The organism is Pseudoalteromonas sp. P1-8 (assembly GCF_001399985.1).
GTDB lineage: Bacteria > Pseudomonadota > Gammaproteobacteria > Enterobacterales > Alteromonadaceae > Pseudoalteromonas.
Map to the genome: position 1 here is coordinate 90,241 of NZ_LJSO01000009.1, position 13,518 is coordinate 103,758.

10 protein-coding genes are annotated in these 13,518 nt (G+C 37.5%); 5 read left to right on the forward strand and 5 right to left on the reverse strand.

Annotation, left to right across the window (positions count from 1 at the left end; all coding sequences use genetic code 11):
- Window positions 1–99: 99 nt before the first annotated feature.
- Both AN213_RS20575 and AN213_RS13775 read right to left on the reverse strand, forming a co-directional pair.
- Window positions 100–417 (reverse strand): hypothetical protein, encoded by a 318-nt coding sequence (locus AN213_RS20575; RefSeq protein WP_054563095.1) that lies wholly within the window; start codon window positions 415–417, stop codon window positions 100–102.
- Between the two features lie 369 nt (window positions 418–786).
- Window positions 787–1,350, reverse strand: coding sequence for a YSC84-related protein (locus AN213_RS13775; RefSeq protein WP_054563096.1), 564 nt, complete (start codon window positions 1,348–1,350; stop codon window positions 787–789).
- Between the two features lie 134 nt (window positions 1,351–1,484).
- Between AN213_RS13775 and AN213_RS13780 the strand changes: the two genes are divergently transcribed.
- Both AN213_RS13780 and AN213_RS13785 read left to right on the forward strand, forming a co-directional pair.
- Window positions 1,485–2,696 carry a tyrosine-type recombinase/integrase gene (locus tag AN213_RS13780; RefSeq protein WP_055198886.1) on the forward strand — a complete coding sequence of 404 codons (1,212 nt, stop codon included), beginning with the start codon at window positions 1,485–1,487 and terminating at the stop codon, window positions 2,694–2,696.
- On the forward strand, window positions 2,696–3,886 hold the full coding sequence (locus AN213_RS13785; protein WP_055198887.1) for a sodium:proton antiporter: 1,191 nt from the start codon (window positions 2,696–2,698) through the stop codon (window positions 3,884–3,886). Before AN213_RS13780 ends, AN213_RS13785 begins: the two co-directional genes overlap by 1 nt.
- A gap of 35 nt (window positions 3,887–3,921) precedes the next feature.
- On the opposite strand, the gene AN213_RS13790 is transcribed toward AN213_RS13785, so the two are convergent.
- The gene (locus AN213_RS13790; protein WP_055198888.1) at window positions 3,922–6,966 is read right to left on the reverse strand and encodes an FAD-binding and (Fe-S)-binding domain-containing protein; all 3,045 of its coding nucleotides are present in this window, start codon (window positions 6,964–6,966) and stop codon (window positions 3,922–3,924) included.
- A 147-nt stretch (window positions 6,967–7,113) separates the two neighbouring features.
- Between AN213_RS13790 and AN213_RS13795 the strand changes: the two genes are divergently transcribed.
- On the forward strand, window positions 7,114–7,323 hold the full coding sequence (locus tag AN213_RS13795) for a PGPGW domain-containing protein (protein WP_054553331.1): 210 nt from the start codon (window positions 7,114–7,116) through the stop codon (window positions 7,321–7,323).
- 80 nt (window positions 7,324–7,403) lie between these two features.
- Here AN213_RS13795 and ppsA read toward each other — a convergent pair whose 3' ends face one another.
- Complete coding sequence (gene ppsA, locus AN213_RS13800) at window positions 7,404–9,779, reverse strand: phosphoenolpyruvate synthase (protein ID WP_054553332.1); 2,376 nt, start codon at window positions 9,777–9,779, stop codon at window positions 7,404–7,406.
- A gap of 152 nt (window positions 9,780–9,931) precedes the next feature.
- Between ppsA and AN213_RS13805 the strand changes: the two genes are divergently transcribed.
- On the forward strand, window positions 9,932–10,741 hold the full coding sequence (locus AN213_RS13805; RefSeq protein WP_054563101.1) for a pyruvate, water dikinase regulatory protein: 810 nt from the start codon (window positions 9,932–9,934) through the stop codon (window positions 10,739–10,741).
- Window positions 10,742–10,805: 64 nt separating this feature from the next.
- Here the strand turns inward: AN213_RS13805 and AN213_RS13810 are convergent, their stop codons facing one another.
- Window positions 10,806–12,155, reverse strand: a complete 1,350-nt coding sequence (locus AN213_RS13810; RefSeq protein WP_054563102.1) for a class II 3-deoxy-7-phosphoheptulonate synthase — start codon at window positions 12,153–12,155, stop codon at window positions 10,806–10,808.
- A 434-nt stretch (window positions 12,156–12,589) separates the two neighbouring features.
- On the opposite strand from AN213_RS13810, the gene AN213_RS13815 reads away from it, so the two are divergent.
- Window positions 12,590–13,465 carry a DNA replication terminus site-binding protein gene (locus AN213_RS13815; RefSeq protein ID WP_055198889.1) on the forward strand — a complete coding sequence of 292 codons (876 nt, stop codon included), beginning with the start codon at window positions 12,590–12,592 and terminating at the stop codon, window positions 13,463–13,465.
- Window positions 13,466–13,518 lie beyond the last annotated feature (53 nt).

The following is a 13,518-nucleotide window of genomic DNA, read 5'->3' on the forward strand; positions in this document are numbered from 1 at the left end:
TTACCTATCTTCCATCTTATTTATTAGGCTGATTCATGTGTTAAATCAACAAATTAGTGTATATAAAAAACTACTATTTCACATAAGGATTTATACAATCTAATCACGTAATATGAAATCACTCTGGCAGGGGGCTTCTCCAGGGCTTTGATCTAATTTTGTGTTAGGGCAATTTTTAGTAAAAAATAACGCTTCTTCTAGAGAGTTCATTTGGCTGCAATATTGACGGCCATCACATTCATACTCTGGCTTTTCATAATCAGATATTGTGATATCTCGATTATGGCTATAATTTGATTTTACGGGATCAATAATTTTTGTTTGAAGCGTTTGTGTTGGTGAGATACCCCCATAATTTACTGCATAATAATCCCATGCGAAGTAGCCAATTATGATGATTAGAAAAAACTTCCTCATGATGAATCCTTGTTATTATTGTTTAGACTAATGTGAATCGTGAGCGGTATTGAGGCCTAAGCCTTATGGCCCAACCCGAAAGTCTTACTATAATAAGGTGAAGAAATAATATTAAGTAAAATTAGTGGCTTATGAATGAAATACGAAATTTCTGATAGCGAAGATAAATCAAAAGTTTGAAATGAACAGAAGTTTTAAGTATTAAATTATTAGAGGTGTAGATTAGAAAACTAGCTAATTTAATAGTCTATACTTAAAGATTAAAATATAACAACTACCCATAAATTACGTTATGTTAAATTAGTTAAAATAATTAAAAGTGGGAGTTAGGTTGCTAACTAGCCCACTTTTAGAAGGGTTTTAAGTAGCTTAATTTAGCTCAGAATCTACCCAAAACTTAGTGCCTTTCAGTACCGCTTGTAGTGCAAGGCCATTTTCGGTCAAAGAGTAAACAGTTACTTGGTCGGCAATAGCTTCGGCAACTAAAGCGCCACCTTTATCTTCATATTTTGCTGCTGCATCTGCATTTCCTCCGAATGCCCAACCATGTTCAATAAAGCGATTTACTGCTGCTTGGTTATGAAAAACCATCACAACATTAAAGTCTTTAACACCTAAACCTAGACCTAAACCCGCTTCACCCATATTCATGTAAGTTGATTTACCGGTTAGGTTGTTTTTAACAACACCATAACCACCGCCAAAACTGGCTAAAACAACATTTACATTGGCATTATCAAAAACCGCATAACCAGCAGAGTTAGCAATTTGTTGTTTAACATCAGGTTTTTGAGTGTAAAGCTCACTTAATGTATTGTTTTTCATGCTTTGTACTAAAGCACGTTTTTCATCGGGAGATGCACTGCCTGTTGTAGCACAACCGGTTAAAATTGTAGTGATTAAAACTAAACTAATAGCGATAAACTTTTTCATACATATTCCTTGAATATTAGTATGGCAATCTAGTTAATGCTGCTAATACTATAGATATATTAAGTCCAATACTAGACAGTATCGGACTTTATGGTAATCTTATAACTAGTTATTTTACAAGATATTACATCATTATGCTCGTTGCTCTCGTTGATACACTTAAACAACTGCGTTACCAAATTGCCCATCTTGAAGATGATACTCTTGCAACAGAATATCCAGAACTTGATAACTTTATACATCATGTTGGATTGACTGTTGCTGAATCAAAAAATGACTTAGGTTTTCTTTATCAGTTTTTATATGTGTATGGCCGAAAATCAGAAGCTACATTTAATCGATTTCGAAATGAGCTTGAGCGGTTCTGTTTATGGTCATGGTTAGTTGCTGAGAAATCAGTTTTTGATCTAAAACGTGAAGATATTGAAGCCTATGTTGATTTTATGGTTGAACCAGATTCGGCCTGGTTATCAAGTTCAGTGCAATGGCGTTATAAAGATGAACAAGGCATAAGACAGCTCAATACAAATTGGCGCCCTTTCATCAATAAAGAAAATATAGCTAGCCAACAAACACTCGCCGCTATGTTTACAGCGCTCAATGTTTTTTATAAGTTTGCAATTTTAGAAGAAAAAACCTTTGCTAACTTTGTACCGGTTGTTAAAAAGAATAGCCCTTACTTAGTTGTGCAATCGCAAATTAAAATCCCCGATACACTCAGTGATATTCAATGGGAGTATGTATTTGGCGTTACTCGAGATTTATGTGAGCAACAACCTGATTTAGAAAGAAATTTATTCACTCTCGCTTGCTTAAAAGGATTGTATCTACGAATTTCTGAGTTATCCGAGCGCCCTCAGTGGTCGCCGGTTATGTCACATTTTTGGCAAGATAATGATGGTTTTTGGTTTTTAAGAATTATGGGTAAAGGTAACAAATTACGTGATGTTACCTTAAGTGAAGATTTTATATCTTATCTAAAACGTTATAGGCTTTACCGAGGTTTACCTGCCCTGCCCCGTGTTGATGAAGCTGAGCCGCTAGTTCACAAAATTCGTGGCAAAGGGGGAATGACTGTTCGTCAAATTCGTCGTTTGGTACAACAAAGTTTTGACTTAGCAAAACAATCTCTTTTACAAGACGGCTTTAAAGATGATGCAGAACAACTTGAAGCAGCTACTGCTCACTGGTTAAGGCATACTGGTGCAACACACGATGCTCAAACAAGACCGCTAAAACATTTATCTGAAGATTTAGGTCATGCAAAAATTGCTACGACAGATCAAATTTATATTCAAACAAATATAAAAGAACGTGCAAAGTCTGGAATAAAAAGGAAAGTTTAATGGAATATACAATACTGGCGTTAGTCGGTTTAGCTTTATTATTTTACTCACTGACGATTCGGCAATTAGAACGAACAGAAATTACCGGGCCAATGTTTTTTGTGTTGGTCGGAATTGCAATGTCTTACTTTTTGCCGAGTGAGTTTAAGTTAGGCGAAGCCGGACTCAGTGACATTTTACCTTTGGTTGAATTAACCTTAAGTATTTTTTTATTTACCGATGCCGCAAAATCAAAACTTCCCGTATTAAAACATAGTTATCAGTACCCTAGCCTGTTACTTTTTGTGGCTTTGCCGATGACATTAGTGTTAGGTGTAGCTGGTGGGTTGTTTTTCTTTTCGGAGTTATCACTTTTTCAATCTGCCTTGATCGCGATTATTTTAACACCAACGGATGCTGCGCTTAGCAAAGGAATTTTAGAATGCACATCGGTTCCAGAGAAAGTTCGCGAAGGAATAAATACGGAAAGCGGGTTGAACGATGGCCTTTGCGTACCTATCTTTTTAATTTTACTTTTATTAGCTCAAAATCCAGAAAGTGCTGTAACGACAATTGATACTTTACTTGTTTTTGCAAGAGAGTTAGGTGTTGCACTTGTTATTGCAGGCGTGTCGATGGCCGTGTTTATTCCATTTTTAAAAATAGCATTAGCACGTCATTACTTTGCAAATAATAGCAGTCCATTTTTATTGATTGGATTAGTCATGGCTATTTTCTCTTTAACACAAAATTTTCATGGCAGTGGTTTTATTGCTGTTTTTGTTGCGGGACTCTTATTTGATTATTTAGCACCTAAAAAAATACGTTCAACATTAGTTAAAGACTCTGAGCATATCGCCGAATTTGTTGCGCTACTAATTTGGTGTTTATTCGGTTTTGTATGTGGTCACTTAATTGTGAATGATATCACTTGGCCAATTGTTTTTTATGCGTTATTAAGTGTGACGATTTTTAGAATTGTGCCGGTACTACTTTCACTTATGTTTACTAATCTAAATTTTAAAGACAAGTTAACTTTTGCCTGGTTTGGCCCAAGAGGTTTGGCGTCTATCGTTTTCACTTTAATGGTGATGGATACAGCAATTGCAAACAAAGAACAAATTGCCACGGTAACATTAACAACCATTTTATTTAGTGTTTTCATTCATGGCATGAGTACCAAACCCATCGCAAAAAGTTACCAAAAATAAAGGCGCGTTAAGCGCCTTTATAATTTTCAAAAAAATTAAAGTAACTCTGCAATTAATTGCAGTGGGTGCTTTGGTTTAAATTTTTCATAGCGTTTCACTTGGCTACGACAAGAAAAGCCAGTTGCTAAAACAGTTTCAGGTTCATTATCAGAAATAATTGGTTGCCAACTCATTTCATAAAGAGCCCGTGAATTTTCTTGGTTTTGCTTTTCGTGGCCGTACGTTCCTGCCATACCACAACAACCCGTACTGGTAGTTTCAAGCTGTAAATTTAGATCAGCAAAAATGGTTTGCCAAACTTTAGAAGCATTCGGCATTGCTGTTGTTTCAGTACAATGACTTAACAATTTAAATGGCGAACTCGTTTTAGTGTTAAGAGTAACTTGTTTAAAGTTTTGCGTTTGAAGCCATTCATGAGCTAATTCAACTTTAAAGTCACCACGCTCATCTTTTAATATTGAGACATACTCATCTCTGTAACACATAACCAAAGATGCATCGAGCCCAACTAAAGGAGCGTTAATTTCACTCAGTGAATTTAAAAACTCAGCTGCATTTTTTGCTGTTGTTTTAAATTCATTTAAAAAACCTTTTACATGCTGAGCTTTACCATTTGGTTTGAACGGTAATAGCATTGGTTTTTTGCCTAGCGCTTTAATCACTTTAATAAAGCTTTCTACTAATTCAGCTTCGTAAAAACTAGTGAATGGATCTTGAACTATTAGTACATACTCGGCTTGTTGTTCTTTTGAAAGCGAATTAAGTAATTCAAAATTAAATTGCTGATCTTTAGAAATACGTTTAGAAAGTTGGGGTACGCTTAAGCTTGGCGTATCCACATAACCAATGGTATTTTTAATTAAACCTGAAACAAGCTTTGTATTTACAATTGGATTTACCACTTTAGCAAACTTTGCCATCACCGGCGCAGTTTGTTCGATGCCTGCAACTAAGTAATCTTTAGCGGGACGAGCATAATAACTGTGGTAGAAATTTAAAAAGCGTGAACGGAATGTTGGTACATCAACTTTAATTGGACATGCAGTAGTACATGCTTTACAAGCTAAACATTCATCCATTGATTCTTTCACTTCGTGAGAGAAGTCATAAACACCTTTTTTCTTATCGCGACTATGTTGATAGCGCTCCCACCAAGTGATTACTTCACCATTAACTAATTCTTTTTCGACATTAAGTAAATCAATATTTTCAGACTCTTGAAGTCGCAACCATTCGCGCATTAAACTTGCGCGACCTTTTGGTGAATATCGGCGGTCACCTGTTACTTTATAAGATGGGCACATTGGTGATTTTTCATCGTAGTTAAAACACAGACCATTACCATTACAGGTCATCGCGTTATTAAATTCTGTTTTAACATCGATAGAAATTTGTTTGTCGAACCAGGCACGCTTTTGATCGTCAACAGAAACGAGAGAGTCTTTACTTTCAATTGGCGTACAGATTTTACCTGGGTTTACTCTGTTATTTGGATCAAATGCTGCTTTGATTTTTCGAAGTTGTGTAAATAAATGCTCGCCGAAAAACTCAGGGCCATATTCACTTCGATAACCTTTGCCATGCTCTCCCCACATCAATCCGCCATATTTTGCAGTCAGTTTAACGACTTCATCTGAAATATGGCGAAGCAATTTTTCTTGTTCAGGGTCACACATATCTAGTGCAGGTCGTACGTGTAAAACACCAGCATCAACATGGCCAAACATACCATATTGAAGGTTGTGGTTATCGAGAAGTTCACGAAACTCGACTATAAAATCTGCTAAGTTTTCTGGTGGTACTGCAGTATCTTCAGCAAAAGCTAAGGGCTTTTGACTGCCTTTTACATTACCTAAAAGGCCTACTGACTTTTTTCGCATTGCATAAATTTTTAAAATATCAGCTTTGTCATTTGTTAACTGATAACCGATCACCCCATTAGTTTGTTTTTCAACACATTCATCGAGTAGCTTACAAAGAGTGTCTACTTTATCTTTAATGTCTTCAGGTGAAACCGCATTAAACTCAACCATGTTGAGCCCTTGCATATCTTTATTCTCAACATCGGTTATTAAGTCCGATACTGAATGCCAAATGATATCTTCTCGAGCAAGGTTAAGTACTTTGCTATCGACTGTTTCTACAGAAGTTGCATTTGCTGCAACTAGAAATGGTGAATGACGAAGTGCAGAATCAAAGCTATCGTATTTAATATTTATTAATGTTTTAAATTCAGCAATCGGCGTAATATTTAGTTTTGCTTCAGTTACAATACCTAATGAACCTTCAGAACCAGTAATTAATCGGCTCATATCAAAGGTTTGTAAATCATCAGAAAGAATATGTTCTAAATCGTAGCCGGTCAGAAAACGGTTTAAACGTGGGAATTTTTCTAAAATAGCGTCTCGATTCTCAAGGCCAATATCAAGAACTGTTTTATATAACTTACCTACAGTCGTGTTTTGTTCAGCAATTACTTTTGCTTTTTCAACAGGCATAGGGGTTGTTGACATTTCAGTGCCATCAACAAGATAAGTTGTTAGGCCTAAAACGTGATCACTTGTTTTGCCATAAACCAAAGAGCCTTGACCTGATGCATCTGTATTTATCATTCCACCGATTGTTGCACGGTTACTTGTTGATAAATCGGGCGCAAAGAAAAAACCGTAAGGACGCAAAAAGTCGTTTAATTGGTCTTTTATTACACCCGTTTGCACGCGCACCCAGTTTTCTTCGACATTGATTTCTAAGATTTCACGCATGTAGCGAGATAAATCAACAACTATACCCGGGGTTAGCGATTGTCCATTAGTACCTGTACCGCCTCCGCGTGGACCAAAAGTCAGTGATAAAAACGGATCACGAGAAGCAATTTGCATAGCAAGTTGTATGTCTTTTGCTGACTTTGGAAAGATGACACCTTGAGGTACCTGTTGGTAAACGCTGTTATCGGTCGATAAACTTAAACGTGTAGAAAAGCTTGCATCGGTATCACCACTAAAACCTTGTTTTTGTATTGTATCTAAGTAATTAGAAACGAGTTCTGTGGTGGCTTGTTGTTGGCTTATTGTTGCTATCATGACGGTGATAAATTAAGGCATTTTGCAAATTATATCATGCTAATAGCTAAGATAAATTGAAGATTTTACAGTTTGTAACACTCTTTTTATCGATTTCGGGGGCAATACTTTTATACTGTGTATGAAAGCAGCAAATGAGATAGTCAGATGAAAAAAATTGCATTAATCAGTTTAGGTGCCTTGTGCATGTTATTGGGTTTAGTTTTTGTCATTATTCCCGGACCGTCGCTGATCTTCTTTATTGCAGGACTTTTCTGTTTATCTTTTTACTATCCTAAAGCGCGTGATTATTTAACCTTGTGCCAAAAGGCTCTGACTAAGTCATGTGCTTATATCGATAAAAAACTTGCTCGCTGATTTCTAATTGAGTTACAAAAATGCCAGCTAAGTGCTGGCATTTTTTATATCAGAATCTTTATTTTAATTAAATAAAGTACTTAGTCGGCTAATTTCTTAGCAAGATATAACCAAGTTTCTAATACTGTATCAGGGTTTAGAGAAACAGAATCAATGCCCTGCTCAACTAACCAAGCTGCAAAGTCTTCATGATCTGAAGGACCTTGACCACAAATACCTACATATTTGCCTTTTGCTTTAGCAGTTTGAATAGCCATTGATAATAGTTTCTTGATTGCAGGGTTACGCTCATCAAATAGATGCGCAATTAAACCTGAGTCACGGTCAAGACCTAATGTTAACTGAGTTAAGTCGTTTGAACCGATAGAGAAACCATCAAAATATTCTAAGAACTCATCTGCAAGTAACGCGTTTGATGGTAATTCACACATCATGATTACTTTCAGACCATTTTCGCCACGTTTAAGGCCATGTTCTTCAAGTAATTCAATAACGCGCTTACCTTCTTCAAGCGTACGAACAAATGGGATCATGATTTCAATATTAGTCATACCCATTTCGTTGCGAACACGTTTAATCGCTTCACACTCTAACGCGAAACAGTCACGGAAATCTTCAGAGATATAACGTGCTGCACCACGGAAACCAATCATTGGGTTTTCTTCTTCCGGCTCATATTGCTGGCCGCCAACAAGGTTTGCATATTCGTTTGACTTAAAGTCAGACATACGAACAATTACACGCTCAGGTGCAAACGCACAACCTAGTGTTGCAATACCTTCAACAAGCTTAGAAATATAGAATTCTACAGGTGATTCATAACCTGCCATCATTTCTGAGATTTCAGCTTTTAGCTCGTCAGATTGAGCATCAAAGTTAAGAAGTGCTTTAGGGTGAACACCAATCATACGGTTGATTACGAATTCAACACGCGCAAGGCCAACACCTGCATGAGGTAAGCGTGCAAAGTCAAATGCACGATCAGGGTTACCTACGTTCATCATAACTTTCATTGGTAACTCTGGCATTTCATCAACACGTGAAGTAAGTACTTCGTAATCTAAAATACCTTCGTAGATATAACCTGTGTCACCTTCGGCACACGATACAGTTACATCTTGGCCTGCTTTAATTAAATCAGTTGCATTACCACAACCAACAACTGCAGGAATACCTAATTCACGAGCAATGATTGCCGCGTGACATGTACGACCACCACGGTTTGTAACAATCGCAGCGGCACGTTTCATGATTGGCTCCCAGTCAGGGTCAGTCATGTCAGTAACTAGAATGTCGCCTTGTTGTACTTTGTCCATTTCATCAATTGAATCTAGTACGCGTACAGTACCTGAACCAATCTTGTGACCAATTGCACGGCCTTCAGCAACAACTGTGCTTGTACCATTTAATTGGAAACGCTCCATAACGTTAGCGTCTTCGTTTGAACGAACTGTTTCTGGACGTGCTTGAACGATGTAAAGTTTACCGTCGTTACCGTCTTTTGCCCACTCGATGTCCATTGGACGACCGTAGTGCTTTTCAATAATAACAGCTTGCTTTGCAAGTTCTTGAACTTCAGCATCTGTGATTGAGAATTTGTTTGAAAGTGACGAATCTACGTCAACAATTTCAACTTGCTTACCATGTGATTCATCCGCTGAGTAAATCATTTGGATTGCTTTTGAACCAATGTTACGGCGAACTACCGCTGGTTTACCGTTAGCAAGAGTTGGTTTATGAACATAAAATTCATCTGGGTTTACAGCACCCTGTACAACCATTTCACCAAGACCATAGCTTGAAGTGACAAATACAACATCTTCAAAGCCAGATTCAGTATCAATACTGAACATAACACCTGAAGCTGCTTTATCTGAACGAACCATGCGTTGGATACCAGCTGAAAGTGCAACACCACGGTGGTCATAACCTTGGTGAACACGGTAAGAAATAGCGCGGTCATTAAATAGTGAGGCAAACACGTGTTTGATTGCAGTCATTACAGAATCAATACCACGTACGTTTAAAAACGTTTCTTGTTGTCCTGCGAATGAAGCGTCTGGCATGTCTTCTGCTGTAGCAGATGAGCGAACTGCAAATGAAACATCTTGTGATGCGTCGCCGTGTAGTTGGCTATATGCGTCGCGGATGGCTTGGTCTAGGTTTGGTTGGAATGGTGTATCGATAATCCATTGGCGGATTTCGGCACCGACTTTAGCGAGTGTATTTACATCATCCACATCCAATGTGTCTAAAATATCGTGGATTTTTGAGTTTAAACCAGATTGCTCTAGAAACTCATTGAATGCATCAGCGGTTGTAGCGAAACCACCTGGCACTTGAACACCAGCGTTAGCTAGGTTTGAGATCATTTCACCTAGTGAAGCGTTTTTACCGCCAACACGAGGAACATCTTGCATACCAAGCTCTTGATACCAGAGAACGTATTCTTGCACGGATCTTTCTCCATAAACAAATTGTAGTACTAACTGTGAGAGTTAAGAAAGAAAACCTTCTAAAAAGGTCATAGTCATTCTACACTGGCAACAGACCTCACGTAAACCGTGAAGCCCCTATTTTGCAGATAAAGGTAATAAAAAGGTTAAATATGAGAACTGCATTTTATATTTCTGATGGAACAGCAATCACCTCTGAAGTCTTTGGTCATGCGACCTTATCTATGTTTCCTGTTGATTTTAATCACAAAACAATTCCTTTTGTTGAAACAGAAAAAAAAGCAACTGAAGTTAAAAACTTGATTAATTCAACAGCTCAACGTGATGGTGAACAGCCACTCGTGTTCTTCACTTTTGTAAACCACGAGCTAAGTGAAATTATTAAATCGTCTTGCGCGGTGTGTTATGACTTTTTATCTCAATACAGTGATAAAATTTCTCAAGAGTTAAAAGTTGCGCCGGTACCTAAGGTTCATAGAACGCATTCAATGCACGAGAAAAGTTATGATTTTCGTATTGATGCGGTTAACTATGCGTTGACCAATGATGATGGCGCTAACATTAAAAACTACTCTGAAGCCGACATTATTTTAGTGGGTGTTAGCCGAAGCGGTAAAACACCGACTAGTTTATACCTTGCATTACAATATGGTATTAAAGCTGCCAATTACCCGCTAACAGAAGATGATTTAGAAAGAGGCTCCCTGCCTGAGTGTTTAAAAGCTTACAAACATAAACTATTTGGTTTAACGATTGACCCTGTTCGCCTTGCCGATATTCGCCAGCGTCGAATGGCAAATTCAAAATATGCGTCTTTAAAACAGTGTCGTATCGAAGTGCGTGAAGTAGAAATGCTTTATAAAAAGCAGAAGATTCAATTTTTAAATTCAACTCATCATTCAGTAGAAGAAATTTCTGCAAAGATTATATCTGATACTGGACTTGAAAGACGTAAGTACTAACTTATTTTAGTATCGGACATTAAAAAAGGCTGCAATGTGCAGCCTTTTTTTGGATAACTTAGTGTTACTTACGAGCGTCTTTTAATAAGTCAGCAACTAAGAAACCTAGTTCTAAAACTTGATCCGCATTTAAGCGTGGGTCGCACTGTGTGCGGTAGCGTTGTGCTAAATCTTCATCAGACAAGCCATACGCACCACCAGTACATTCAGTAACGTGCTGGCCAGTCATTTCAAGGTGAACACCACCTGGGTATGAACCTTCAGCTTTGTGTACTGCGAAGAACTGGCTAATTTCACGAAGAATATTATTAAAGCTACGTGTTTTATAACCTGAGCTCGCTTTCTCAGTATTACCATGCATTGGATCTGAGCTCCAAATAACTTTACGGCCTTCTTGTTGTACTTTACGTACAAGTGCCGGTAGTTTCTCTGGAAGAACATCAGCGCCCATTCGTGTAATTAACGTTAAGCGTCCTGGAATGTTATCTGGGTTAACTGCATCAATAAGTTTGATTAGCTCATCTGGGTCCATACCTGGGCCAACTTTCACACCAATTGGATTTTTAATGCCTTTAAAGAATTCGATGTGTGCATGATCAAGTTGACGTGTACGTTCACCAATCCAGACAAAGTGTGCAGAACAATCGTACCAATCACCTGATAAGTGGTCACGGCGTGTTAGAGCTTCTTCATAGCCTAATAACAACGCTTCGTGTGATGTAAATAAGTCTGTTTCTTTTAAGCTCGGCGCAACGGTTGAGTCGATACCACACACTTCCATAAATTCAAGAGCATCTTGAATTCTATCAGCTAGCTGTTGGTATTTCTCTTTAAGTGGATTTGCAGCAACGAAGCCCATGTTCCAGCGATTTACTTGATGTAAATCGGCTAAACCACCTTGCGCGAATGCGCGTAATAAATTTAGCGTTGCAGCACTATGATGATATGCAGTCATCAATCGCTGTGGATCAGGTACACGGGCTTGCTCTGTGAATTCAAAATTATTGATGATATCGCCACGGTACGAAGGTAATGAAACACCATCGATTGTTTCGTAATCTGATGAGCGGGGCTTAGCGTACTGACCTGCCATACGCGCAATTTTAACTACAGGGCATTTACCACCATAAGTTAAAACAACGGCCATTTGTAAAAGTGTTTTAAATGTATCGCGGATATTTGCGGCATTAAAGTCACTAAATGACTCTGCACAATCACCACCCTGTAATAAGAAGGCTCTACCTTCACATACAGCTTCTAGTTGTTTGTATAAGCTACGCGTCTCTTCAGCAAATACCAAAGGTGGTGCGCTTTTTAATTGCCCTTCAACAGATTTAAGGGCTTCTTGATCTGGGTACTCTGGCTGCTGAAGTATCGGCAGTTTTCTCCAGCTGTCTGGGTTCCACGATTGCATGTTCTTTCCTCATTCCTAACATAGACCGTTAACGAAAACTAACTTATTGCACGTACTAAGTTCAAGGACAATATTCAGCTATTTACGATTATTTCGTTATTTGATAAATAGTTTCGATATTAACAATTAGGGTTTCAATGTTTTATTGTTTCAAACCAGTCAGTTACACTTTTTTTACCAGCTAATTCGTTACCGCACAGCTTAAGAACACATCTTACCTAGTTAAAGCGTTACTGTAACCTCAGCTTTACATACTTAAAATATACTTTTTAAGTCCTACATTGATCAAATTAAAAACTTGTACTACTAGAATACAAGGAACACATCATACTTTGTTTAACTATAGGGTGAGGTCAGCAAGCTAAAGAAAATTTACTATTAAAGAACAGGAGATAAGGTTACAATTGTGCCAACAATAAGTAAGATGTGTTCCTATGAGTACAAAATTAGAAATACGCAGTCAGTTTGATTTAGTAAGTGAGTTAACTCATTTGTTTTGTGAAGAATTAAAGGAAGTGGGTTTTCGTAAGGCATCATATTATCAATTGCCAGATATCGATATAAACGACGAAAAGAAAGTCCCTTCTTCAATTAGTGTACAAAAAATTGAAGGTGATGATGCTCATAAGTTAATTCTAAATTCATTTGGTGATTTTTATAAAAAGACAGGATTAAGTAGTCGAGTATTAAAAAGACATCCAGGTTTATTAGTTTTAAAAGATGTCGATAAGCAACATTTCATTGCAAGGATAAATCAGTTAAATAAAGCAAAAGCTGATTTTAAAAATAGTGTAATAGCTATCGATAATAATGATGCGCGATTTGAAGCGGTTCATAATGCTGTGCCTAATCTCATTACACTTGCTGCATATCGTAAGATCCATTTTGAAACTGAATCGCCCTACTCTGTTCGTTTTACTTGGATGCACAAACACGCAACTAAAACGCTAACTAAAAAAATGGCCTTAGCAATGCTCGATAAATCGGCTAGTTATTCTAATCCAAGAATGATAGACCAACACTCTTGGCAAGCACTAGTTGCACAAGAGCAAAGTCGTGTTGCAAGTTTAGGTGATAAAGAAAAATTACGAATTCGTAGACCAACAAGAGTTAGTCCACAAGTTAATGTAAGGTATACAGCTCAAAACCGATATCATGTTAGTGCTGCTTTACCTTTTATTTTGATAAACCCAGAACCAGATGTAAAACTTGGTACATTATCTGATTATCAAAAACCAGAAAGTCATCCTCGAAAAAGGGAATATGATTTTTTAGTTGATAGACTTTACTTAGAACAAGTAACAGATTGATTATGTTAAAAAGGCCACATATGTGGCCTTTTCTTTATAGTTAGCAGTATTTA

Excerpts from the sequence above, each read along its gene's own strand:
- AN213_RS13775 (WP_054563096.1), bottom strand. The coding sequence starts at position 1,350 with ATGAAAAAGTTTATCGCTATTAGTTTAGTTTTAATCACTACAATTTTA.
- AN213_RS13780 (WP_055198886.1), top strand. The coding sequence starts at position 1,485 with ATGCTCGTTGCTCTCGTTGATACACTTAAACAACTGCGTTACCAAATT.
- AN213_RS13810 (WP_054563102.1), bottom strand. The coding sequence starts at position 12,155 with ATGCAATCGTGGAACCCAGACAGCTGGAGAAAACTGCCGATACTTCAG.
- AN213_RS13795 (WP_054553331.1), top strand. The coding sequence starts at position 7,114 with ATGAAAAAAATTGCATTAATCAGTTTAGGTGCCTTGTGCATGTTATTG.
- AN213_RS13815 (WP_055198889.1), top strand. The coding sequence starts at position 12,590 with ATGAGTACAAAATTAGAAATACGCAGTCAGTTTGATTTAGTAAGTGAG.
- AN213_RS13790 (WP_055198888.1), bottom strand. The coding sequence starts at position 6,966 with ATGATAGCAACAATAAGCCAACAACAAGCCACCACAGAACTCGTTTCT.
- AN213_RS13805 (WP_054563101.1), top strand. The coding sequence starts at position 9,932 with ATGAGAACTGCATTTTATATTTCTGATGGAACAGCAATCACCTCTGAA.
- AN213_RS13785 (WP_055198887.1), top strand. The coding sequence starts at position 2,696 with ATGGAATATACAATACTGGCGTTAGTCGGTTTAGCTTTATTATTTTAC.
- AN213_RS20575 (WP_054563095.1), bottom strand. The coding sequence starts at position 417 with ATGAGGAAGTTTTTTCTAATCATCATAATTGGCTACTTCGCATGGGAT.